We start from the raw sequence: 21,371 nt of genomic DNA on the forward strand, positions 1-21,371 counted from the left end.
GCGTGGCTGAATTCGAATGCGCGTCGACAACTCCTTGAGGAGGGCCGCCCACTCTTCGATGGAGCCCCCCACGCAAGAGGTGCTTTCCGGCGGTACGCCGACCGAGGACGTCGTCACGGCGGTCATCTCACACGAGGTGCGGCCGGGGCGCGAGGGGGACTTCATGCGCTGGCAGGACAAGGTCTTCAAGGAACAGGGGCGGCACCCTGGTTTCATGGGGTCGGAGCTGTTCAAGCCGGTGAAGGGAGTTCAGGACCGTTGGGTGGTCGCCTTCCGCTTCGACACTCGCGCACATCTCGAAGAGTGGCTCAACTCCGAGGCCCGTGAAAGGCTTCTGTCGGAAGGGCGCGAATACTTCGATTCCTACGACGTACGCAAGATCGGGTCGGCGTTCAGCGGCTGGTTCCGCTTCGGCCAGGGAACGGAGGAAGGGGTTCCGCCCAACTGGAAGCAGGCCATGTCCGTGGTACTGGCCCTGTATCCCACGGTGATGATCCTGAACCTGACGGTCGGCGGCTGGCTCAGTCGCCTAGGAATGGCCGGGTATCTCGCTCTGTTCATCAGCAACGTACTGAGTGTCAGCGTGCTGGCCTGGTTGCTGATGCCACTGGTCAATCGAGTGTTCGCCTTCTGGCTGCTGCCGAGCCGGGCCAGATCCGTCGGTGTCCACGTGGCGGGCGCCGTGATCGTTGCGGCGTGCTGCGCAGTGCTCATCACCGTCTTCGGCCTGACCACGGGTTAGGAAGCTCAACCGCAGAACGCAGAGCATGAATGATACCGACCGCCTCGTGTCGATGCCGTCTCCCAAGGGAGCAATCTCCGGACCGCGGGCTTTCGGGGGCGGCCGGTGGACTGGGAATCTCTCCTCTTGCGTGTGTGCCGGCACTCCGCTCAGATCTTCTGATTCATCCGCAGCCGTCGCTTGTGCAAGTCCGGTAGTGCCTGATACGCAAACGAATCCGCGGACTCCGCATTGCGGTACGGGCGGGCGGGCACAGCCGGTGCGGGTCGTCCATCCGCTCCGGCGGCATGCTTACGGCCTCTCTCGGATCCGGCATTGCGACATCGCCGTGCCCTCCGCGACGGCGGTGCAGCCCGCTGTCACCGGCACCCATCGTGTGCAGGGTGCGTACACTCGCGGCGAAGCGGTCGTCGAGCCGGATCGCGCGGGCGGTATTGGCCAGCGGCGCGAAGCGATGACGTTGGTCGCACCGGGCCGGGCCGGGCAAGGACGGATTCGACCAGAAGCCGGTCGGCGACGACGGTGTCATGTACCGGTTCGGCCACCAGGTCGGTGAAGGACCTGCCCCCGCGCCCGGCCCACCGGACTTTTTTTGTCGGAGTGGGTCCCGGTGGCACCGGGGGGCCTCGGTGAGGTCCTGTCCGGCGAGGGCACCGGGCCGAAGCACGAGGCGGACCGGAGCGGGTTATCGCCGTAGACGGTGGTGATGGCGCTGGGTGGAGCCGATGCTGCGCGGCCTGGTCGACAGGAACGGCCCGGGGTGCGGCCGGGGAGATCGTTCCGGCTCAGCGTCCGGTGCAGCGCGACTCTGCCTGATCGACCGTTCCCCTTCCTGGCCGTCGGTCCCGGCTTGTCGGTACCGGCCATCGGTACCGACGGTCATATGAAGTTCAGCGCAGCCGCCCCGCCCACTCCCCCGAGCACCATGAACGCGGGCATCAGCACCTTCAGCTCCACCCAGCTGCCTGCGCGGAACCGCATGCCCTTCGGCGGCCCGATCGGGTACCAGCGCTTGCGGCCCAGCGGGATCGGCCACAGGATCGGGCAGCCGGAGACGGTCAGCGCGTCGCCGATGTCATGGACGAGGGCGCCGAGGACGATCGGCAGCCCGAGCCAGAGGTACTCCTGGCCGGGAGCGCTGAAGAGCCAGTCCGAGCCGTTGCCCGGCTTGTCGAGGACGCCGGCCAATATCCAGGCGCCGGTCGCGCCGAGCAGCCACACCAGGACGTCGCTGGACATCCGGGCGGCCCGCCACAGCAGTCCTTCGACGGCGAGCACGAGGTGGACGAAGAGGATGGCGAGGACCGCCCACCGGCCGCCGGTGATCGCTGCGGCGGAGGCCCCGGCGCCGATCAGCACGGCCCAGAGCCAGGTGTGCGTCAGAGTCCGGTGACCGCCGTTGCGGCGCGGGTCGCCGGATCCCCTGGTCGCCTTGTAGACGGCGTGCGAGAGCTTGTCGACGATCTCGCAGAGTCCGCGGGAGACCGGTCCGAAGGCGCGCGAGATGGTCGCGGACTTGTGGTCGAGGTCCGGGGCGAGCGCGGCGCCCGCGGTGATCAGTGCGCCGACGACCAGGACGGGCCACGGCATCGCATGGCCCGCGGCTGCCGCCGCCGCGCCCACGCCCAGCCAGGCCGCCGCCCCGGACAGCGAGTGTGCCGGTCCCATCATGGTTCTTCCGCCCCCAAAATTTGTCCGGCCGCCATCGCCGTTGCGATGCGGCCGAGTTGAGTGGGCAGCGTACCGTCCGTGATCTTCGTACGATCGTCCGGTTCCCTCATCCGGGCGGAAGGCAGGCAAGATGGGGGCGTGACCCTTATCGATCAGCTGCCCCCGACCGACGACCCGGACGCCCTCTTCGAGGCCTTCTCGTCATGGACCGAGACCCAGGGCATCACCCTCTACCCTGCTCAGGAGGAGGCGCTGATCGAGGTGGTCTCCGGGGCGAACGTGATCCTTTCCACCCCCACGGGCTCCGGAAAGAGCCTGGTCGCGGCGGGTGCGCACTTCACGGCCCTGGCCCAGGACAAGGTCACCTTCTACACCGCCCCGATCAAGGCGCTGGTCTCGGAGAAGTTCTTCGACCTGTGCAAGCTGTTCGGTACGGAGAACGTCGGCATGCTCACCGGCGACGCCTCCGTCAACGCGGACGCACCGGTGATCTGCTGCACCGCCGAGGTGCTGGCCTCCATCGCGCTGCGCGACGGGAAGTACGCCGACATCGGCCAGGTCGTGATGGACGAGTTCCACTTCTATGCGGAATCGGACCGCGGCTGGGCCTGGCAGATCCCGCTGCTGGAGCTGCCGCAGGCCCAGTTCATCCTGATGTCGGCCACGCTCGGTGACGTCAAGATGTTCGAGGAGGACCTGACCCGGCGCACGGGCCGCCCCACCTCCGTGGTGCGCTCGGCGACCAGGCCGGTCCCGCTCAGTTACGAGTACCGGCTGACCCCGATCACCGAGACGCTCACCGAACTCCTGGACACCCGGCAGTCGCCCGTCTACATCGTGCACTTCACGCAGGCCGCGGCCGTCGAGCGGGCGCAGTCGCTGATGAGCATCAACATGTGCACCAAGGAGGAGAAGGAGAAGATCGCGGATCTGATCGGCAACTTCCGCTTCACCACGAAGTTCGGCCAGAACCTCTCCCGCTATGTGCGGCACGGCATCGGGGTGCATCACGCGGGCATGCTCCCGAAGTACCGCCGCCTGGTGGAGAAGCTCGCCCAGGCGGGTCTGCTGAAGGTGATCTGCGGTACGGACACGCTCGGCGTCGGCGTCAACGTCCCCATCCGTACGGTGCTGTTCACGGCGCTCACCAAATACGACGGAACCCGGGTCCGTACGCTGCGCGCCCGTGAGTTCCACCAGATCGCCGGCCGCGCGGGCCGGGCCGGCTTCGACACGGCGGGCTTCGTCGTCGCGCAGGCGCCCGAGCATGTCATCGAGAACGAGAAGGCCGTCAAGAAGGCGGGCGACGACCCGAAGAAGAAGCGCAAGGTGGTCCGCAAGAAGGCCCCCGAGGGCTTCGTCGCCTGGTCGGAGACCACGTTCGACAAGCTGATCCAGTCCGACCCGGAGCCGCTGACCTCCCGCTTCCGGGTCACGCACACGATGCTGCTGTCCGTGATCGCGCGCCCCGGCAATGCCTTCGAGGCGATGCGGCATCTGCTGGAGGACAACCACGAGCCGCGCAGGGCGCAGCTGCGCCACATCCGCCGGGCCATCGCGATCTACCGCTCGCTGCTGGACGGCGGTGTCGTGGAACAGCTCGCGGAGCCGGACGCGGAGGGCCGCATCGTGCGGCTCACCGTCGATCTCCAGCAGGACTTCGCGCTCAATCAGCCGCTGTCCACGTTCGCGCTGGCCTCTTTCGACCTGCTGGACGCCGAATCGCCGTCGTACGCCCTGGACATGGTCTCCGTCGTCGAGTCGACGCTCGACGACCCGCGGCAGATCCTCGCCGCCCAGCAGAACAAGGCGCGCGGCGAAGCGGTCGGCCAGATGAAGGCAGACGGTGTCGAGTACGAGGAGCGGATGGAACGGCTCCAGGACGTCACGTACCCGAAGCCGCTGAGCGAGCTGCTGTGGCATGCGTACGACGTGTACCGCAAGAGCCACCCGTGGGTGGGCGACCACCCCGTCTCGCCGAAGTCCGTGATCCGGGACATGTACGAACGGGCCATGACCTTCACGGAGTTCACCTCCAACTACGAGCTGGCCCGCACCGAGGGCATCGTGCTGCGGTATCTGGCGAGCGCGTACAAGGCGCTTGAGCACACCATCCCGGACGACCTGAAGTCCGAGGACCTGGAGGATCTGACCGCCTGGCTCGGCGAGATGGTCCGTCAGGTGGACTCCAGTCTCCTCGACGAGTGGGAGCAGCTCGCCAACCCGGAGGTGGAGACGGCCGAGCAGGCGCAGGAGCGGGCCGACGAGGTCAAGCCGGTCACCGCCAACGCCCGCGCCTTCCGGGTCCTGGTCCGCAACGCGATGTTCCGCCGGGTGGAGCTGGCCGCGCTGGACAAGGTCACCGAGCTCGGCGAGCTGGACGGCGAGGCGGGCTGGGACGAGGACGCGTGGGGCGAGGCGATGGACGCGTACTGGGACGAGTACGAGGATCTGGGCACCGGCCCGGACGCCCGCGGTCCGAAGCTGCTGAAGATCGACGAGGACGCCGCGCACGGCCTGTGGCGGGTGCGGCAGACGTTCGCCGACCCGAACGGCGACCACGACTGGGGCATCAGCGCGGAGGTCGATCTGGCGGCCTCCGACGAAGAGGGCCGGGCGGTCGTCCGGGTCACCTCGGTCGGCCAGCTGTGAGCGCGACCGCCGCGACGACGGCACCTTTGCCAGAGTGGAGACGAACGGCATGACGAACCCCGCCGAGCGCCTGGTCGACCTGCTCGACCTGGAGCGGATCGAGGTCAACATCTTCCGGGGGCGCAGCCCCGAGGAGTCGCTGCAGCGGGTCTTCGGCGGCCAGGTCGCGGGGCAGGCGCTGGTGGCGGCCGGCCGGACCACCGACGGGGACCGGCCGGTCCATTCGCTGCACGCGTACTTCCTGCGGCCGGGCCGACCCGGCGTGCCGATCGTCTACGAGGTCGAGCGGGTGCGGGACGGGCGGTCGTTCACCACGCGCCGGGTCACCGCCGTGCAGCAGGGCCGGACGATCTTCAATCTGACGGCGTCCTTCCACCGGCCGGAGGAGGCGGGCTTCGAGCACCAGTTGCCGCCCGCCCGGACCGTTCCGGACCCCGAGCAGCTGCCCACCGTCGCCGACGAGGTGCGCGAGCATCTCGGGGCGCTGCCGGACGCGCTGGAGCGGATGGCCAGACGCCAGCCGTTCGACATCCGGTACGTGGACCGGCTGCGCTGGACGCAGGAGGAGATCAAGGAAGCGGACCCGCGCAGCGCGGTCTGGATGCGTGCGGTCGGCCCGCTGGGCGACGATCCGCTCGTGCACACCTGCGCGCTGACGTATGCGAGCGACATGACGCTCCTCGACGCGGTCCGTATCCCGGTGGAACCCCTGTGGGGGCCGCGCGGTTTCGACATGGCGTCGCTGGACCACGCGATGTGGTTCCACCGTCCGTTCCGGGCCGACGAATGGTTCCTGTACGACCAGGAGTCGCCGATCGCGACGGGCGGGCGGGGACTGGCGCGCGGCCGGATCTACGACCGGGGCGGCAATCTGCTGGTGTCCGTGGTGCAGGAGGGGTTGTTCCGCCGGCTGGACGCGTAGCCCGGCTCACGTGCCGGGCAGGGGGTCCTGTTCGACCTCGTGGCGGCGGGTGCGGATGTCCGGCGCGGCAGGGTGCAGTTTGGCGTCGCAGGCGGGGCCGAGCCCGGTGCGCCGTGACTCCCTGCCGGTGAGCGGGCGACCGCACAGGCGGCAGCGGACCGGACGGCGGCCGGTCGCCCGGTCGGGCTCGGCCGGGACCTCGATGTCGGACCCGGGGAACGGCTCAGGATTCTCCACGGATCGATCTTCTCAAGTCCGCGGCCTACCCTGCGACTTCCGAACGGAGCGCAACGGAGGAGTTCACGGATGAGTAGCGTGCTGACCATGGAGCCGCCCCCCGGGACGAGAAGAGCGCGGCTCCGGGCGGCGACGGTCGGGGCGAGCCCATCGGTGCCCGCTGTTCGGCACACGCGGTCCTCCGCCGGCAGTGGCGCCGTCCCTCGGCCCGTTGGCGCACCAGATGATGCCGGAGGCCGGGACTACCCGTGATAATCGGAGAGGGGCAGCACACGTCCGGGCGGTGGGGCGCCTGCGGCAGTCAGGAGAGTCTTCGATGCCCCAGGACGCCACATCGGCCCAGTGCGCCGCGCCGCACCTGACACCCGACGAGCGGGCGGCCGCCGGAAAGGCCGCTCGCCGACGCACCCCCCGGTCGAGCCACGACGCGTTCGCACCGCCGGCCGACCGGCCCGACCCGATGGGCATCCTCGAGGCCCAGTCCGCGACCAGGGTTCCGGAGCTCGTCCCGATCCGCCACAGCCGGATGGCCGAGTCGCCGTTCCGCTTCTACCGGGGCGCGTCCGCGATCATGGCAGCCGATCTTGCCGCCACCCCCGATTCCGGGGTCAGGGCCCAACTGTGCGGAGACGCACACCTGTTGAACTTCGGACTGCTCGCCTCCCCGGAACGGCATCTGCTGTTCGACATCAACGACTTCGACGAGACGCTGCCGGGCCCCTGGGAGTGGGACGTCAAACGGCTGGCGGCAAGCCTTGTCGTCGCGGGGCGGGCGAACGGATTCACGGAGCGGGAGAGCGCCGACGTCGTGTCGGCAGCGGTGCGGTCGTACCGCGAGTCGATGATCCGGTTCGCGGGCATGCGCAACCTGGATGTGTGGTACACGAAGACCGATGTGGAACGCCTCCGGACCGTGGCGTCGCAGCAGTTGGTGAAACGTGGCCGCGAGAACCTGGACCGTGCCATGGCCAAGGCCCGTACCCGGGACAGTCTGCAGGCCTTCGGTAAGCTGACCGAGGAGGTCGACGGGCGGCTCCGGATCGCCGCGGATCGGCCCCTGCTCGTACCTCTCGCCGATCTGCTGCCCGGTGAGGAGCGCGATGCGACGATGGAGTGGTTCCGCGAGCTGATCGGAAGCTACGCGCTGAGTCTCCCGTCGGACCGGCGGTTCCTGCTCCGGGACTTCCGGCTCGTGGACGTGGCCCGCAAGGTGGTCGGGGTCGGCAGCGTCGGCACGCGGTGCTGGATCATCCTGCTGCTCGGCAGGGATGACCGGGATCCACTCTTCCTCCAGGCCAAGGAGGTCGGGACCTCGGTGCTCGCCCCGCACGCCGGCCCCAGCGCGTACCGGAACCAGGGCGAGCGGGTGGTCGCCGGGCAGCGGCTGATGCAGGCGGCGAGCGACATCTTCCTCGGCTGGGAACGCACGGAGGGGATCGACGGGCGGCGCCGCGACTTCTATGTGCGGCAGCTGCGCGACTGGAAGGGCGCCATCGAGCCGGAGTCGATGGTGCCGGTCGGGATGCGGACGTTCGGTGAGGTCTGCGGCAGCACCTTGGCCCGCGCCCACGCGAGGTCCGGCGACCGGATCGCCATCGCCGCGTATCTGGGACGCGGCGACTCGTTCGACCGTGCGATCGCGCGGTTCGCGGAGACGTACGCCGACCTGAACGAGCGGGACCATCAGGCTCTGGTCGACGCGGTCCGCGCGGGGCGGCTACCCGCATCCGAGCCGAACGGCCCGGCCCTACCTCCCACCGGTCCGCTGCCGTGAACGTGTCCTTCAGGGACACTGCGTGTCCTTCACAGGCGGGTGCGGCCGGACGGGCCTGGCTCCGGCGGGGTGCCGTCGCCGAACGGGCGGCCGCCGAGCTGCTCGCGGTGGTGCGGTGTCCCCCAACCGGAGAGATCGGGTCCCAGGGGCACGATGCCGGTGGGGTTGATCCCCGTGTGGACCCGGTAGTAGTGCTGCTTGATGTGGTCGAAGTCGACCGTGTCGCCGAATCCGGGGGTCTGGAACAGGTCCCTGGCGTAGGCCCACAGCACCGGGTACTCGGTCAGTTTCGAGCGGTTGCACTTGAAGTGCCCGTGGTAGACGGCGTCGAAGCGGACGACCGTGGTGAACAGCCGGATATCCGCCTCCGTGAGAGTGTCCCCGACCAGGTAGCGCCTGTCCGCGAGGCGTTCGGAGACCAGGTCGAGCCGGCGGAACAACGCGCGGTACGCGGCCTCGTACTCGTCCTGTCCACAGGCGAATCCGGCCCGGTAGACGCCGTTGTTGACATCGCGGTAGATACCGTCCATGACCTCGTCGATCTCGTCCCGCAGCCGTTCGGGATAGAGATCGGGGGCCCCGGACCGGTGCAGCGCGGTCCACTCGGTCGCGAAGTCCAGGGTGATCTGCTGGAAGTCGTTGGTGACGAGTTTCCCGCTGGGTACGTCCACGATCGCGGGCACGCTGACGCCACCGGGGTAGCCGCGTTCGCGCGCGTCGTACGCCTCGCTCAGGTACGCGATGCCGAGCACCGGGTCCCGACCGCCCTCGTCCAGGGTGAAGCGCCAACTGCGGTCGTCCTGGATCGGGTCGGCGACAGCGAGCGACAGGGCGTCTTCCAGGCCCAGGAGCCGCCGGGAGACGAGTGCCCGGCTCGCCCAGGGGCAGGCGCGGCTGACGACCAGCCGGTAGCGGCCCGCCTCGACCGGCCAGCCGTCCCTCCCGTCGGCCGTGATCCTGTCGGCGAAGTGGCTCCTGGACCGTTTGAAGGTCGTGCGTCCGTACGCTGCGTTGCCGTGCGGCTCACTGCCGGTCGGGGTGCTCATGGTGATCTCCCTTCCGGTCGGACGGACCGGGGTAGGACACGTCGTCCGCATGTCTTCTGCCCCGCCGAGAGGCCACCACATCGGCCAGTGCCACCACGAGTGCCCCCATGACGAAGGCGATGGAGACGACGAGCCCGAGGTCGAACGCGGTGGTCCAGCCCTCGGAGGCCAACTGGGCGAAGAAGACCGAGCCGACTGCGGCGATCCCGATCGCGGAGCCGACGCGCTGCCCGGTCTGGAGCGTGCCGCCGGCGCTCCCGCCGCCGACCACCGGCACCTGGGACAGAGTCAGGGTCAGGTTCGGAGCGATGACAAGACCACTGCCCACACCCGCCAGGAGCAACGGGGCCGCCATCGCCCAGGCGACACCGCGGCCCGGGACGACGTGCACAGCGAACACGGTGGCCCCGAGTCCGACGACCACCATGGACAACCCCACAACGACCAGCGGTCGGCCGTAACGGTGGACCATCCGGCCACCTGGTCCCGCGGTGGCCGCCGCCCCCAGAGCGAACGGTGTGATGGCCAGTCCGGCCTGGAGGGCGGTGCAGTGCAGGCCGGCCTGCAGATAGAGCGTGCTGATGAAGAAGATCGAGGTGAATCCGGCGAAGTACAGCAGGCTCAATAGACAGCCCAGCCAGTAGGAGTGCAGCCGGAACAGCGACAGGTCGAGGACCGGCACGGTGCCGCGTCTGCCGCACCGGGACTCCCAGCCGACGAAGGCGGCGAGCAGAGCCGCGGCCACGGCCAGCAGCAGCCACTTCTCGTTGCCGGGCCACTGCTGTTCCTGGACGAGGGGCAGCAGCAGGGCCAGCACGCCCGCGCCGAGAAGGACGACGCCGACGGGGTCCAGGTCGCGCGGCCGTACGGGGCCGGCCGACGGGGTGTCCGGCAGGAGGCGCCGGGCGAGCAGGAAGCAGACGACGCCGAGCGGCAGGTTGACGTAGAACACCCAGCGCCAGCCCTCGGCGGGTCCGGCCGCCTGGATCAGCAGCCCGCCCAGCAGGGGGCCGACGGCGGTCGAGACAGCGACCACCGTGCTGAACATGCCGAAGGCGCGGCCCCGCTCCCGGCCGGAGAACATCTGCTGGATCAACGCGGAGATCTGCGGCGAGATCAATGCTCCACCGAGGCCCTGAATCACTCGGGCGACCACCAGCCAGAAACTGGTCGGGGCGACTCCACAGGCTGCCGACGCCAGCGTGAACACGGCCAGTCCCGCCAGGAACACCACACGGCGCCCCCGGGCGTCGCCGAGCCGTCCGGCGGGGATGAGAAGGAGTCCGAAGGCGAGGGAGTAACCGGAGAGAATCCATTGCAGATCGGATTCCGGGCTCCGCAGGCCGTTCCGGATGGACGGCAGGGCGACGTTGACGATGGACACGTCCAACAGCGTCATGAAGCCCGCCACCAGGCACACACCAAGTGCCTGCCAGCGGCGGGGGTCGGGCGCCGGGGCCGCCCCGCTCCCCGCCGCACCTTCGATGGACGTTGCGCTCTCCGGCATGATTCGCACCTTAGGCGGCGCGTCCGGTTTCCTCATGTCCAACAGGGCCGACTGCCGTAAACGTCGCCGTCCTGGAGAAGGTGCCGGCCGGCCGGGCACGCCCGGGTCAGGCCGTCTGACCCTCGGCCGCCTCTCGGTGCATGCCCGTGCACAGCGCCCAGACGATGAAGATGTTGACGGCGACCAGCGTCATGGCCCACAGGGGGTAGTACGGCACCCACAGGAAGTTGGCGATCGCGCCGAGGCCGGCGACGAAGACACCGAAGTAGCTCGCCCAGAGGGCTCCGGTCAGCACGGCGCAGCCGGCGAGGACGATGACGATGCCGAGAACGAGGTGGACCCAGCCCCAGCCCGACAGGCTGAACTCGAACACGTAGTGGCGTGTCGCGAGGAACAGGTCGTCCTTGGCGATGGCCGCGACCCCCTCGAGGATCGCCATCGTTCCGCCGAAGATCATCAGGGCTGCTGCCAGGACGGTGATGTCGGATGTCGGCGCGTGCGTGGGGCTCGGCTTGGCGCGGCCCGCTTTGGGTCCGATGGTGTCGCTGGCCATGTCGGCCTCCTCGGTGGCTGGGCCGTCGGGCCGGCCGAGCAGGCCGGACCGGGCGTGATCCCCCGTCCCAGCGTGACACGGCGGCTCTCCGTCGGCACTCCGGCCGACGGCACCCAGCTCCCGGGCGGTGACCGTGGAACACACGGCGGGCGGCCGGGAACTGCTGCTGGATCCGGACGGTCGGGCGGTCGGCTTCGTGCCGATGAACCTGCGGGCGTAAGAATGGCGTCGGAAGCGACTTACAAGGAGACCCTCATGACGCTGCACGACATTCCGCTCCACACGCTCACCGGCGAGCCGACCACCCTCGGCTCCTACCGCGGACAGGCGGTCCTGCTGGTGAACGTCGCCTCCAAGTGCGGGCTCACCCCGCAGTACGCGGGCCTGGAGCGGCTGCAGAAGGAGTACGGGGACCGGGGCTTCACCGTCCTCGGTGTTCCCTGCAACCAGTTCGCGGGCCAGGAGCCGGGCAGCGCGGAGGAGATCCAGACGTTCTGCTCGACGACGTACGGAGTCAGCTTCCCGCTCCTGCAGAAGGTCGACGTCAACGGTGACGGGCGGCACCCGCTGTATGCGGAGCTGACGCAGCTCGCGGACGCGGACGGCGAGGCGGGTGACGTGCAGTGGAACTTCGAGAAGTTCCTGATCTCCCCGTCCGGCGAGCCGGTGGCCCGTATCCGCCCCCGCACGGAACCGGAGGCGCCGGAGCTCGTGGCGGCAATCGAGGCCTTGCTGCCCGCCTGACGGGCGGCGTTGTGCCGGGCGGCCTGATGGTCAGCCCGCCCGGCACAACCTCACCCCCGCCGGGCACAGGATCAAGCCCGTCCGGCGATTGAGGACAAAGCGGCGCCGGCACACCCCCGCGGCACCGCGCTAGCGGATCGGCAGGCCCGACAGCGTGCGCGCAATCACCAGCCGCTGAATCTCGCTCGTCCCCTCGAAGATCGTGTAGATGGCCGCGTCCCGGTGCATCCGCTCCACCGGGTATTCACGGGTGAAGCCGTTGCCGCCGAGGATCTGGATCGCCTGCGCGGTGACCTTCTTCGCCGTTTCGCTCGCGTACAGCTTGGACATGGAGCCCTCGGCCGACTCGAACGGCTTCCCGGTGGTCGCCATCCAGGACGCCCGCCAGACGAGCAGCCTGGCCGCGTCGATCTGTGTCCGCATGTCCGCGAGCTGGAACGCGATGCCCTGGTTGTCGATGATCGGACGCCCGAACTGGGTCCGGGTCCTCGCGTAGTCCAGCGCCACCTCGTAGGCGGCGCGCGCGGTGCCGACCGCCATCGCGCCGACCGCCGGGCGGGACGCCTCGAAGGTGGCCATCGCCGCGTTCTTCACGCGCTCGCCACCGGACTGGGCGCGCTCACGGGCCCGCGCCAGGCGCTGGTCCAGCCTCTCCTTGCCGCCGAGCAGGCAGTGGCCCGGGACACGGACGTCCTCCAGAACAACCTCCGCCGTGTGCGAGGCCCGGATGCCGTGCTTCTTGAACTTCTGGCCCTGCGAGAGCCCGGGGGTGTTCGGCGGCACGATGAAGGAGGCGTGGCCCTTGGAGCCGAGCTCCGAGTCGACCACGGCGACGACGACGTGGACATCGGCGATGCCGCCGTTGGTCACCCAGGTCTTGGTGCCGTTCAGCACCCACTCGTCCTTGGCCTGGTCGTACACCGCACGGGTCCGCATCGAGGCGACGTCGGAGCCGGCGTCCGGCTCCGAGGAACAGAAGGCGGCGACCTTCACATCGTTCGCATCGCCGTACATCTGCGGGATCCAGGTGCCGATCTGCTCCTCGGTGCCGTTGGCGAGGACACCGACGGCCGCCAGGCCCGTACCCACGATCGACAGGGCGATGCCCGCGTCGCCCCAGAACAGTTCCTCCATGGCCATCGGAATGCCGAGCCCCGTCGGGTCGAAGAACTGCTGGGCGTAGAAGTCGAGGGAGTAGATGCCGACCTTGGCCGCCTCCTGGATGACGGGCCAGGGCGTTTCCTCACGCTCGTCCCACTCCGAGGCAGCCGGACGGATCACATCCGCGGCGAAGCCGTGAAGCCAGTCGCGGACCTGCTTCTGGTCGTCGTTGAGATCGAGCGTGAACTCTGCCATGTTCCCCTCCATGCACTACCGTAAAAATCACCTTTACCTGCGGTAACAGAAGTCTGTTACCGGCAAGTAGTCTCTGTCAATCGGACGGACTCCGATCAGCACCACCGGGGGGCCGAGTGTTACGTTGCGCAGGCGTAACGGACTTGCATGGCCAGGTGCACGGCCAGGGTGGGGAGAGGCGACATGGAGACCACACGACAGGCCGAAAAACAGCGGACCGCGGCCGAGCAGCGCCGTCGGGAGCTGCTGGAGGCCGCCGACCGCGTGGTGCTCAGGGACGGGCCCAAGGCCTCGATGAACGCCATCGCGGCGGAGGCCGGGATCACCAAGCCCATCCTGTACCGGCACTTCGGCGACAAGGGCGGCCTCTACCGCGCGCTCGCCAAGCGCCACACCGACGCGCTGCTGGGCGCACTGCGGGCGGCACTCGACGCCCCCGCCGAGCGCCGCCAGAGGGTGGAGGCGACGCTCGACACCTATCTCGCGGCAATCGAGGCCCGTCCGCAGGTCTACCGCTTCCTGATGCACCCGTCCGACGACCCCGCCCCCTCCCCCGAGCAGGGCTTCGACGTCGGGCGCCACTCCGCTCCGCTGCTGCGCCGGCTCGGCGAAGAGCTCGCCCTGGTCATCGCCGAGCGGGTGGACCTGGGCCCGGACAGCGAGGAGATGGCCCGCATCTGGGGCCATGGCATCGTCGGCATGATGCATGCGGCGGGCGACTGGTGGCTGGGCGAACGCCCCTGCTCACGCGCTCAGTTGGTGCGCAGCCTGGCCGATCTGCTGTGGGGCAGGCTGGCCGCCGCGGGCGACCTGCCGGGCGGGCCCGGCTTCTGACGGCGGGAGCGTGGTCAGTCGGTACGTCCCCAGGGCGCCCGGCGGGCCGCGCGCAGTGCCCTCGCCCGGCGCAGCCCGGTCAGCCGGTCCGTGTAGACGGTGCCTTCGAGGTGGTCGCACTCGTGCTGGAGACAGCGCGCGAACCAGCCCGTGCCGTCGACCCGCACCGGCTCCCCGTCGACGGTCACGCCCTCCACCACCGCGTGGTCGAAGCGTGAGGTCCCGGCTTCCAGGCCGGGAAGCGAGAGGCAGCCCTCCGGTCCGCGTACCGTGATGCCGTCCGCCTCGACCAGCTTCGGATTGACGAGATGGCCGAGGTGACGGACGTCGTCGTCGTCAGGACAGTCGTAGACGAACACCCGCAGCGGTATGCCGATCTGATTGGCGGCGAGACCGACCCCCTGTGCCGCGTACATCGTGGCGAACATGTCCTCGACGAGCCGGGCGAGCGACGGACCGAAGTCGGTGACGTCCTCGCAGGCGCCGTGAAGCACCGGGTCACCGAGCAGAGTCATGGCGCGGACGAGTCCGGAACTGCCGGGGATCGGGCGATTTCGCATGGCCGCCATCGTACGTTCCACGTGGCCTCCACCTTCCTGGTGGTGCCGTGGTGCGGTCGCCACGCCGGACATCGATAGGCTGGGCGCGGACCGATGCAAGGAGGATCTAGGACGATGGCAGGCAACACGGAGCCGTTGTCGCCGCGGGCCAAGCTGGCGGTGACGGCGGGCAAGGCCGCAGCGGCGGTGTCGCGCGCTGCGGGGCGCGGCAGCGGATCGGTGATCGGCGGCCGGGTGGCGCTCAAGCTCGACCCCGACCTGCTGGGGCGGCTGGCGCAGCACCTGGACGTGATCCTCGTGTCGGCGACGAACGGCAAGACCACGACGACCCGGCTGATCGCGGAGGCACTGCGGGCCGCCGGCCCGGTCGTGTCGAACGCGCTCGGCGCCAACATGCCCGCGGGTATCACCTCGGCCCTGGCCGGTGGCTCGGACGCGAAGTACGGCGTGATCGAGGTCGACGAGAAGTACCTCGCAGGCGTCGCGCGGGACACCACACCCAAGGTGATCGCGCTGCTCAACCTCTCGCGCGACCAGCTGGACCGCGCCGCGGAGACCCGGATGCTGGCCGAAAAGTGGCGTGAGGGGCTGTCCGGCTCGAAGGCCGTGATCGTCGCCAACGCCGACGACCCGCTGATCGTCTGGGCGGCGTCCTCGTCCCCCAACGTGGTGTGGGTCGCGGCCGGGCAGGCGTGGAAGGACGACGCCTGGTCCTGCCCGTCCTGCGGCGGTGTGATGCAGCGCCCCGGCGACGACTGGTTCTGCGGCGAGTGCGGTTTCCGCCGCCCCGCGCCGAGCTGGGTGCTGCACGGCGACTACGTCCTGGACCCGCACGGCTCGGCGTGGCCGATCCACCTGCAGCTCCCCGGCCGCGCGAACAAGGCGAACGCCACCAGCTCGGCCGCCGTCGCGGCCGTCTTCGGTGTGCCGCCGCAGGTCGCCCTGGAGCGCATGTATCAGGTGCAGGCCGTCGCCGGCCGCTACGACGTGGTCTCCTTCCTCGGCCGTGAGCTGCGGCTCCTGCTGGCGAAGAACCCCGCGGGCTGGCTCGAAACGTTTTCCCTGATCGACCCGCCGCCCACGCCGGTGATCCTCTCCGTCAACGCCCGGGGCGCGGACGGCACGGACACCTCCTGGCTGTGGGACGTCGACTACACCCAGCTCGCGGGCCACCCGATCTTCGTGCTCGGCGACCGCAAGCTGGACCTCGCGGTCCGCCTCGAAGTGGCCGGTCTCGACTTCCGGGTATGCGAGAACCTCGACGAGGCCGTGCAGCAGGCCCCGCCCGGCCGTATCGAGGTCATCGCCAACTACACCGCCTTCCAGGATCTGCGCCGTCGTGTCGGCAACTGACCCCGGCGCCGGCCACCTCCGGAGAGGACGAAGCATGAGCAACAACGGTCTGCGTCTGGTCTGGGTCTACCCCGACCTGCTGAGCACCTACGGCGACCAGGGCAACGCGCTGGTGGTGGAGCGCCGGGCCCGGCAGCGCGGTCTCGACGTGCAGCGCGTCGACGTGCGCAGCGACCAGCCGATCCCGACGTCCGGCGACATCTATCTGATCGGCGGCGGTGAGGACCGGCCCCAGCGCCTCGCCGCGGAGCGGCTGCGCCGTGACGGCGGTCTCAGCCGGGCCGCGTCCAACGGCGCGATCATCTTCTCGGTCTGCGCCGGCTACCAGATCCTCGGCCACGAGTTCATCAACGACCTCGGTGAGCGCGAGCCCGGTCTCGGCCTGCTCGACGTGGTCTCCACGCGTGGCGAGGGTGCCCGGTGCGTCGGTGACGTACTCGCCGACATCGATCCGCGGCTGGGCCTGCCGCAGCTGACCGGTTTCGAGAACCACCAGGGCGTCACCCATCTCGGCCCGACGGCGCGGCCGTTCGCCCGGGTGCAGCTCGGCCGGGGCAACGGCACGGGTGACGGCACCGAGGGTGCGTACAACGACACGGTCTTCGGTACGTACATGCACGGGCCCGTGATGGCCCGTAACCCGATGATCGCGGACCTGCTCCTGAAGCTGGCCCTCGACGTCAACGCCCTGCCGCCGACGGACGACCGCTGGTACGAGGCGCTGCGCGCCGAGCGCATCGCGTCGGCGACCCAGCCCGCGTGACCCGAATGACGAGTATTTCGCTCAACTGAGCGGAGTCCAACAGGCGGACGCCCGGTTCGGTCCCGCCACCCTGCGCCGGTAGGGTGGCGGGATCCAACCGGACGACGTGGTCCGGTCGTCGGCCCACGTTGCAAAGGTTTCCCGGGCAATGCGTATTGGTGTGCTCACCTCCGGCGGCGACTGCCCCGGCCTCAATGCCGTCATCCGTTCCGTCGTGCACCGCGCGGTGGTCGACCACGGCGACGAGGTCATCGGCTTCCACGACGGGTGGAAGGGCCTCCTTGAGTGCGACTACCGCAAGCTCGACCTCGACGCGGTCGGCGGAATTCTCGCCCGCGGCGGTACGATCCTCGGCTCGTCCCGGGTCCAGCCCGCACACCTGCGGGGCGGCGTCGAGCAGGCCAAGAGCCATGTCGCCGATCTCGGTCTCGACGCGATCATCCCGATCGGCGGCGAGGGCACGCTGAAGGCGGCTCATCTGCTCTCCGAGGCGGGGCTGCCGATCGTCGGCGTGCCGAAGACCATCGACAACGACATCGCGTCGACCGATGTGACCTTCGGCTTCGACACCGCGGTCGGCGTGGCCACCGACGCCCTCGACCGGCTGAAGACCACCGCCGAGTCGCACCAGCGGGTGCTGATCGTCGAGGTCATGGGCCGCCACACCGGCTGGATCGCACTCCACTCGGGCATGGCGGCCGGTGCGCACGCCATTGTCGTGCCGGAGCGCCCCTTCGACATGGATGAGCTGACCGAGCTGGTCGGCAAGCGTTTCTCGGCGGGCAAGAAGTTCGCGATCGTCGTCGTCGCCGAGGGCGCCAAGCCGCGCGTGGGCTCCATGGAGTTCGAGCAGGGCACCAAGGACATCTACGGCCACGAGCGGTTCACCGGGATCGCCACGCAGCTCTCCGTCGAGCTGGAGCAGCGCCTGGGCAAAGAGGCCCGTCCGGTGATACTCGGCCATGTCCAGCGCGGCGGCACCCCGACCGCGTACGACCGGGTCCTGGCGACCCGCTTCGGCTGGCACGCGGTCGAGGCGGCACACCGTGGCGAGTTCGGCATGATGACGGCGCTGAGCGGCACGGATATCACCATGGTGCCGCTGGCCCGGGCCGTGGAGACCCTGAAGACGGTCCCGGCCGAGCGGTATGCCGAGGCCGAGTGCGTGCTCTGAGCAACACCAGCACCTGAGAACTGCCCCCGGCCGCAGCTGCGGCCGGGGGCAGTTCTACTCTGGTCGGGACAACCGGCACGAAACGGGGACGTCCCCATCGGGAGTGAACAGATGGATCACAGCGGGCACGGCATGACCATGGATCTGCCGCCGTTCACGCTGGGACGTGGGCTCCAGTTCTCCGCGGACCCCGTATTCCTGATCGGCTGCGTCCTCGCGCTCGGCCTGTACGGCTACGCGGTGCTGCGACTGCGCAGACGCGGGGACGGCTGGCCGGTCAACCGGATCATCTTCTTCACGGTCGGCGTGCTGAGCATCGCCCTGGTGATGTGCACGAAGCTCAACGACTACGGCATGGTCATGTTCAGCGTGCACATGGTGCAGCACATGGTGATCAGCATGCTGTCGCCGATCCTGCTGCTGCTGGGCGCCCCCGTGACTCTGGCGCTGCGCTCACTGCCGGTCGCGGGCCGTGACCGCACCGGCCCGCGCGAGCTGCTGCTCATGCTGCTGCACAGCCGGTACATGAAGATCATCACGCATCCGGTCTTCACCATCCCGATGTTCATCGCCAGCCTGTACGCGCTGTACTTCACCCCGCTCTTCGACTTCCTCATGGGCTCGAGGACCGGGCACCTCGCGATGATGGTGCACTTCCTCGCCGTCGGACTGGTCTTCTTCTGGCCGATCATGGGCGTCGACCCGGGACCTCACCGGCCCGGCTATGTGATGCGGATGCTGGAGCTGTTCGCGGGGATGCCGTTCCACGCGTTCTTCGGCATCGCGCTGATGATGGCGACCTCTCCGATGGTGGAGACGTACAAGCATCCGCCGGCCTCACTCGGCATCGACGCGCTCAGCGACCAGAACTGGGCGGGCGGCATCGCCTGGGCGTTCAGCGAGATCCCTTCGGTGCTGGTGCTGATCGCGCTGGTCTTCCAGTGGTACGGCTCCGAGCAGCGGACCGCGAAGCGTGCGGACCGCGCCGCCGACCGCGACGGGGACCAGGAACTGAAGGCGTACAACGCCTATCTCGCCTCGTTGCAGGCGCGCGGACAGTAGCGGTGGAGACACCTTCCGGGTGACGATGGGGTCCACGGCCGCGCGGCCGACGAGGAGGGTGCGCGCATGTCCGGATCCACGAGGACGATGGGGATGCTCACCGTCGGAGCCCTGGTGGCGGTCACCGCCTACACGGTGGCGCTGGGGAGCAACGGCTGGCTCTGGTTCGGCTGGGTGGTGCTCGGGCTGATCACTCTGGGAATGGTCGCCACGCGCGACACCTGAGCGGGGCCCTTTGTCCGGTACGACGGGCGGACCCGGCCGGGCGCGGGCCCGCCCGTCGACCGAGGTTCAGCGCCAGGTCGGGACTTCGGCCGGCAGCAGGCTGCCCCGTCCATCCGCGTGGCGGGACGCATCGGCCGACAGGGCTGGAGTCTGCCCCTGCGGCGACGGCTGCCCCCGCCCGGTCGGGCTGCCCAGGTGGAGGACATGCGGCACGAGATGGAGGACAACGGCAGTGGCGACCGGCTGGCGGTCGATCTGACACCCGGCCCGCGCGGACACGCCGGGCAGATCATCATCCTCGACGCGGGAGCCGTCCCGCCCAGCCTGTCGGCCGCCGCCATCAAGGTGCACGGCAACCAGGACCCCCTGCCCATCATGACCGTCGCCAACGAACTCCTGGCCCTCTGGGACCGGCCCCAGGTCATCCAGACCGTCCTCGAAGGCAACCTCGGCCCCATGCCTTAGCAGTGCCTTCACCGTCCGCTGCCACGGCTGGCGTTGGCCGTCACCCATTCGGCCCAGTGTTGTTGGTGGTGATGCTGACCGTCGTCTGGACGGGGGTGGGTTGTGACCTCGATCGAGCGGACCGCGTATCCGCGGTTCAAGCGGCTGATCACCACGCATGAGTTGCATCTGTTCTTCGCGCCAACCCGGGAGGAGGCGGCGTGGGCGGCTGAGAGCCTGTCGGGTGACCTCTGATCGGGCGGCCACGCCCTGGCACGCACGCTTCCCGCGTTGCCGAAAGGCCCTAGTAGCTCCTTCCCCAAGCTCTCAGCTTCGTTCGAGCAGGGGAGACCCCATCCGAGGACCTTCCAGCGCCTTGGAATCGCACGCACCAGACCGCGTCCGCTTTTCGATCGAAGGTCACCCGACAGGCTCTGAGCGGATGGACTCCGACGGCCATCCGCTCGCGCTGCAGTTCGCGGCGGTGGAGCGCACGCTGGTGGCAACGACCGAGGACGCAGAAGGGCAGCCGTTCGATGTGCGGGTAGAGCGGTTCCTGATCGCGGCAAGCAGTGAGCTCGGGCGGATCAGCGCGGCTCAGCTCGCGACGGGGCGGGGCGACGCGATGCTGCGCCAGTACGTGGAGCAGCGTGTGGACGCGGTGGTCTGCCGGCGGCTCTACGAGCTGTTGCCGGGACGGGCACCGGCGGGGACTGCTGCCGGCGCAGCCTGAGCTGCTGAGTGAGGTCACCCGCGGCCCGTTGGAGCGGCTGCTCACCTCGCAGTTGCGGCGCGAACTCAGCTGGACCGCGGCCGATCTGCTGCGGGCGACCGTCGACACCGTGCTCTACGGGGCGATCCGCTCAGCACACCCCGGCGTCGACGATGAACGACTCCGGGCGGTCGTGCCGACGGCCCGCGATGATGAGCAGGAGGTGGGCCCGTGACTGGGGCAACCGGCAGGGTGGCATTGGTGACAGGGGCCAGCAGCGGAATCGGTGCGGCCACCGCACGCCTTCTGGCCGCGCGACGGATGCGCGTGGTGGTCAACTACCTCCGCAGCGGCACGGCAGCCGAGGAGGTCGTGGCCGGCATCGAGGCCGCAGGCGGCCAGGCCATGGCCGTGCAGGCCGACGTGCGCGAGGCAGCGGCGGTCGAGAGCATGATCGAGCAGGTCCAGGCGGCATGGGGCGGCATCGACGTGCTCGTGCACAACGCGCTCATCCCGTATGTGATCAAGTCGTTCCAGGACATGACGTGGGAAGAACTGGGCGGCAAGCTCGACGACGAGATGCGTGCGGCGTTCGCGGTCACCAAAGCCGTCCTGCCCGCCATGACCGAACAGGGCTGGGGACGCATCATCTATCTCGGTACCGACCTCGGCCGCCGGCCCCGGGAGGGCATGATCGCGCTGGGTACGGCCAAGGCCGCACTGACGCAGTTCGCCCGGTACCTCGCCCAGGAACTGGGCCAGCGGGGCATCACGGTCAACGTCATCGAGCCCGGCCCGGTGGAGGACACCCGCATGGCGGATGTGCTCGACGAGGAGCATAAGCAGCGGCAGGTGGCCGTCACCCCCCTGGGCCGCCTGGCACACCCGGGCGACGTCGCCCAAGCGGTCGCCTTCTACGCCAGCGAGGACAACGCCTTCATGACCGGCACCACGGCCGCGGTCAACGGCGGGATGTCCATGTACTGACGCCCCCTGTCCTCCGCACACGGGGCCATACCGTCCCGGCCCGGCCGACGGCC

Annotated in this window: 23 protein-coding genes; 16 read left to right on the plus strand and 7 right to left on the minus strand. The window is 69.6% G+C overall.

The annotated features are described in order from the left end of the window. Nucleotides 1-16 precede the first annotated feature (16 nt). Nucleotides 17-742 carry an antibiotic biosynthesis monooxygenase gene (locus ACGFSA_RS26250; RefSeq protein WP_393308194.1) on the plus strand — a complete coding sequence of 242 codons (726 nt, stop codon included), beginning with the start codon at nt 17-19 and terminating at the stop codon, nt 740-742. An 879-nt stretch (nt 743-1,621) separates the two neighbouring features. Here the strand turns inward: ACGFSA_RS26250 and ACGFSA_RS26255 are convergent. Beyond that, complete coding sequence (locus ACGFSA_RS26255) at nt 1,622-2,413, minus strand: metal-dependent hydrolase (RefSeq protein WP_393308196.1); 792 nt, start codon at nt 2,411-2,413, stop codon at nt 1,622-1,624. 138 nt (nt 2,414-2,551) lie between these two features. On the opposite strand from ACGFSA_RS26255, the gene ACGFSA_RS26260 reads away from it, so the two are divergent. After that, nucleotides 2,552-5,065, plus strand: coding sequence for a DEAD/DEAH box helicase (locus tag ACGFSA_RS26260; RefSeq protein WP_393308198.1), 2,514 nt, complete (start codon nt 2,552-2,554; stop codon nt 5,063-5,065). A gap of 49 nt (nt 5,066-5,114) precedes the next feature. Then, the gene (locus ACGFSA_RS26265) at nt 5,115-5,987 is read left to right on the plus strand and encodes an acyl-CoA thioesterase (RefSeq protein ID WP_393308200.1); all 873 of its coding nucleotides are present in this window, start codon (nt 5,115-5,117) and stop codon (nt 5,985-5,987) included. Nucleotides 5,988-5,993: 6 nt separating this feature from the next. Here ACGFSA_RS26265 and ACGFSA_RS26270 read toward each other — a convergent pair whose 3' ends face one another. Then, nucleotides 5,994-6,224, minus strand: a complete 231-nt coding sequence (locus ACGFSA_RS26270; RefSeq protein WP_393308202.1) for a DUF6011 domain-containing protein — start codon at nt 6,222-6,224, stop codon at nt 5,994-5,996. Between the two features lie 316 nt (nt 6,225-6,540). Here ACGFSA_RS26270 and ACGFSA_RS26275 point away from each other — a divergent pair, with 316 nt between their 5' ends. Next, nucleotides 6,541-7,998, plus strand: a complete 1,458-nt coding sequence (locus ACGFSA_RS26275; protein ID WP_393308205.1) for a DUF2252 domain-containing protein — start codon at nt 6,541-6,543, stop codon at nt 7,996-7,998. A gap of 29 nt (nt 7,999-8,027) precedes the next feature. Here ACGFSA_RS26275 and ACGFSA_RS26280 read toward each other — a convergent pair whose 3' ends face one another. The 3 genes from ACGFSA_RS26280 to ACGFSA_RS26290 all read right to left on the minus strand — a co-directional run bounded on the left by ACGFSA_RS26280 (nt 8,028) and on the right by ACGFSA_RS26290 (nt 11,104). Next, on the minus strand, nt 8,028-9,044 hold the full coding sequence (locus ACGFSA_RS26280; protein WP_393308207.1) for a glutathione S-transferase family protein: 1,017 nt from the start codon (nt 9,042-9,044) through the stop codon (nt 8,028-8,030). Then, nucleotides 9,022-10,551, minus strand: a complete 1,530-nt coding sequence (locus ACGFSA_RS26285; protein ID WP_393308209.1) for an MFS transporter — start codon at nt 10,549-10,551, stop codon at nt 9,022-9,024. Before ACGFSA_RS26285 ends, ACGFSA_RS26280 begins: the two co-directional genes overlap by 23 nt. Nucleotides 10,552-10,657: 106 nt before the next feature. Continuing rightward, nucleotides 10,658-11,104 carry a hypothetical protein gene (locus ACGFSA_RS26290; protein ID WP_393308211.1) on the minus strand — a complete coding sequence of 149 codons (447 nt, stop codon included), beginning with the start codon at nt 11,102-11,104 and terminating at the stop codon, nt 10,658-10,660. A gap of 255 nt (nt 11,105-11,359) precedes the next feature. On the opposite strand from ACGFSA_RS26290, the gene ACGFSA_RS26295 reads away from it, so the two are divergent. Next, nucleotides 11,360-11,848, plus strand: coding sequence for a glutathione peroxidase (locus ACGFSA_RS26295; protein ID WP_393308213.1), 489 nt, complete (start codon nt 11,360-11,362; stop codon nt 11,846-11,848). A 129-nt stretch (nt 11,849-11,977) separates the two neighbouring features. Here ACGFSA_RS26295 and ACGFSA_RS26300 read toward each other — a convergent pair whose 3' ends face one another. Further along, complete coding sequence (locus tag ACGFSA_RS26300) at nt 11,978-13,204, minus strand: acyl-CoA dehydrogenase family protein (protein WP_393308215.1); 1,227 nt, start codon at nt 13,202-13,204, stop codon at nt 11,978-11,980. Between the two features lie 183 nt (nt 13,205-13,387). On the opposite strand from ACGFSA_RS26300, the gene ACGFSA_RS26305 reads away from it, so the two are divergent. Continuing rightward, on the plus strand, nt 13,388-14,038 hold the full coding sequence (locus tag ACGFSA_RS26305) for a TetR family transcriptional regulator (protein WP_393308217.1): 651 nt from the start codon (nt 13,388-13,390) through the stop codon (nt 14,036-14,038). A 14-nt stretch (nt 14,039-14,052) separates the two neighbouring features. On the opposite strand, the gene def is transcribed toward ACGFSA_RS26305, so the two are convergent. After that, entirely contained in the window at nt 14,053-14,598 is a 546-nt protein-coding gene (def, locus tag ACGFSA_RS26310; protein ID WP_393308219.1) for a peptide deformylase, read from the minus strand. A 114-nt stretch (nt 14,599-14,712) separates the two neighbouring features. On the opposite strand from def, the gene ACGFSA_RS26315 reads away from it, so the two are divergent. The 10 genes from ACGFSA_RS26315 to ACGFSA_RS26360 all read left to right on the plus strand — a co-directional run bounded on the left by ACGFSA_RS26315 (nt 14,713) and on the right by ACGFSA_RS26360 (nt 21,318). Further along, a complete protein-coding gene (locus ACGFSA_RS26315) occupies nt 14,713-15,951 on the plus strand; it encodes a MurT ligase domain-containing protein (RefSeq protein ID WP_093893409.1) in 1,239 nt (412 codons plus the stop codon). 34 nt (nt 15,952-15,985) lie between these two features. Beyond that, a complete protein-coding gene (locus tag ACGFSA_RS26320; RefSeq protein ID WP_393308221.1) occupies nt 15,986-16,714 on the plus strand; it encodes a type 1 glutamine amidotransferase in 729 nt (242 codons plus the stop codon). 148 nt (nt 16,715-16,862) lie between these two features. Continuing rightward, a complete protein-coding gene (locus tag ACGFSA_RS26325; protein ID WP_393308223.1) occupies nt 16,863-17,888 on the plus strand; it encodes a 6-phosphofructokinase in 1,026 nt (341 codons plus the stop codon). A gap of 111 nt (nt 17,889-17,999) precedes the next feature. Then, on the plus strand, nt 18,000-18,950 hold the full coding sequence (locus ACGFSA_RS26330; protein WP_393308225.1) for a cytochrome c oxidase assembly protein: 951 nt from the start codon (nt 18,000-18,002) through the stop codon (nt 18,948-18,950). Between the two features lie 66 nt (nt 18,951-19,016). Then, nucleotides 19,017-19,175, plus strand: coding sequence for a hypothetical protein (locus ACGFSA_RS26335; protein WP_393308227.1), 159 nt, complete (start codon nt 19,017-19,019; stop codon nt 19,173-19,175). Between the two features lie 204 nt (nt 19,176-19,379). Beyond that, nucleotides 19,380-19,640 carry a hypothetical protein gene (locus ACGFSA_RS26340; RefSeq protein ID WP_393308229.1) on the plus strand — a complete coding sequence of 87 codons (261 nt, stop codon included), beginning with the start codon at nt 19,380-19,382 and terminating at the stop codon, nt 19,638-19,640. Between the two features lie 102 nt (nt 19,641-19,742). Beyond that, complete coding sequence (locus ACGFSA_RS26345) at nt 19,743-19,874, plus strand: hypothetical protein (protein ID WP_393308231.1); 132 nt, start codon at nt 19,743-19,745, stop codon at nt 19,872-19,874. 187 nt (nt 19,875-20,061) lie between these two features. Beyond that, on the plus strand, nt 20,062-20,352 hold the full coding sequence (locus ACGFSA_RS26350; RefSeq protein ID WP_393308233.1) for a hypothetical protein: 291 nt from the start codon (nt 20,062-20,064) through the stop codon (nt 20,350-20,352). A 28-nt stretch (nt 20,353-20,380) separates the two neighbouring features. Next, nucleotides 20,381-20,566 (plus strand): hypothetical protein, encoded by a 186-nt coding sequence (locus tag ACGFSA_RS26355; protein ID WP_393308235.1) that lies wholly within the window; start codon nt 20,381-20,383, stop codon nt 20,564-20,566. Next, entirely contained in the window at nt 20,563-21,318 is a 756-nt protein-coding gene (locus ACGFSA_RS26360) for an SDR family NAD(P)-dependent oxidoreductase (RefSeq protein WP_393308237.1), read from the plus strand. Before ACGFSA_RS26355 ends, ACGFSA_RS26360 begins: the two co-directional genes overlap by 4 nt. The last annotated feature ends 53 nt before the right edge of the window (nt 21,319-21,371 follow it).

It is taken from the genome of Streptomyces sp. NPDC048496 (assembly GCF_043200055.1).
Taxonomy (GTDB): domain Bacteria; phylum Actinomycetota; class Actinomycetes; order Streptomycetales; family Streptomycetaceae; genus Streptomyces.

Excerpts from the sequence above, each read along its gene's own strand:
- ACGFSA_RS26250 (WP_393308194.1), top strand. The coding sequence starts at position 17 with ATGCGCGTCGACAACTCCTTGAGGAGGGCCGCCCACTCTTCGATGGAG.
- ACGFSA_RS26255 (WP_393308196.1), bottom strand. The coding sequence starts at position 2,413 with ATGATGGGACCGGCACACTCGCTGTCCGGGGCGGCGGCCTGGCTGGGC.
- ACGFSA_RS26265 (WP_393308200.1), top strand. The coding sequence starts at position 5,115 with ATGACGAACCCCGCCGAGCGCCTGGTCGACCTGCTCGACCTGGAGCGG.
- ACGFSA_RS26275 (WP_393308205.1), top strand. The coding sequence starts at position 6,541 with ATGCCCCAGGACGCCACATCGGCCCAGTGCGCCGCGCCGCACCTGACA.
- ACGFSA_RS26280 (WP_393308207.1), bottom strand. The coding sequence starts at position 9,044 with ATGAGCACCCCGACCGGCAGTGAGCCGCACGGCAACGCAGCGTACGGA.
- ACGFSA_RS26285 (WP_393308209.1), bottom strand. The coding sequence starts at position 10,551 with ATGCCGGAGAGCGCAACGTCCATCGAAGGTGCGGCGGGGAGCGGGGCG.
- ACGFSA_RS26290 (WP_393308211.1), bottom strand. The coding sequence starts at position 11,104 with ATGGCCAGCGACACCATCGGACCCAAAGCGGGCCGCGCCAAGCCGAGC.
- ACGFSA_RS26295 (WP_393308213.1), top strand. The coding sequence starts at position 11,360 with ATGACGCTGCACGACATTCCGCTCCACACGCTCACCGGCGAGCCGACC.
- ACGFSA_RS26300 (WP_393308215.1), bottom strand. The coding sequence starts at position 13,204 with ATGGCAGAGTTCACGCTCGATCTCAACGACGACCAGAAGCAGGTCCGC.
- ACGFSA_RS26305 (WP_393308217.1), top strand. The coding sequence starts at position 13,388 with ATGGAGACCACACGACAGGCCGAAAAACAGCGGACCGCGGCCGAGCAG.
- def (WP_393308219.1), bottom strand. The coding sequence starts at position 14,598 with ATGCGAAATCGCCCGATCCCCGGCAGTTCCGGACTCGTCCGCGCCATG.
- ACGFSA_RS26315 (WP_093893409.1), top strand. The coding sequence starts at position 14,713 with ATGGCAGGCAACACGGAGCCGTTGTCGCCGCGGGCCAAGCTGGCGGTG.
- ACGFSA_RS26320 (WP_393308221.1), top strand. The coding sequence starts at position 15,986 with ATGAGCAACAACGGTCTGCGTCTGGTCTGGGTCTACCCCGACCTGCTG.
- ACGFSA_RS26325 (WP_393308223.1), top strand. The coding sequence starts at position 16,863 with ATGCGTATTGGTGTGCTCACCTCCGGCGGCGACTGCCCCGGCCTCAAT.
- ACGFSA_RS26330 (WP_393308225.1), top strand. The coding sequence starts at position 18,000 with ATGGATCACAGCGGGCACGGCATGACCATGGATCTGCCGCCGTTCACG.
- ACGFSA_RS26335 (WP_393308227.1), top strand. The coding sequence starts at position 19,017 with ATGTCCGGATCCACGAGGACGATGGGGATGCTCACCGTCGGAGCCCTG.
- ACGFSA_RS26340 (WP_393308229.1), top strand. The coding sequence starts at position 19,380 with ATGCGGCACGAGATGGAGGACAACGGCAGTGGCGACCGGCTGGCGGTC.
- ACGFSA_RS26350 (WP_393308233.1), top strand. The coding sequence starts at position 20,062 with ATGGACTCCGACGGCCATCCGCTCGCGCTGCAGTTCGCGGCGGTGGAG.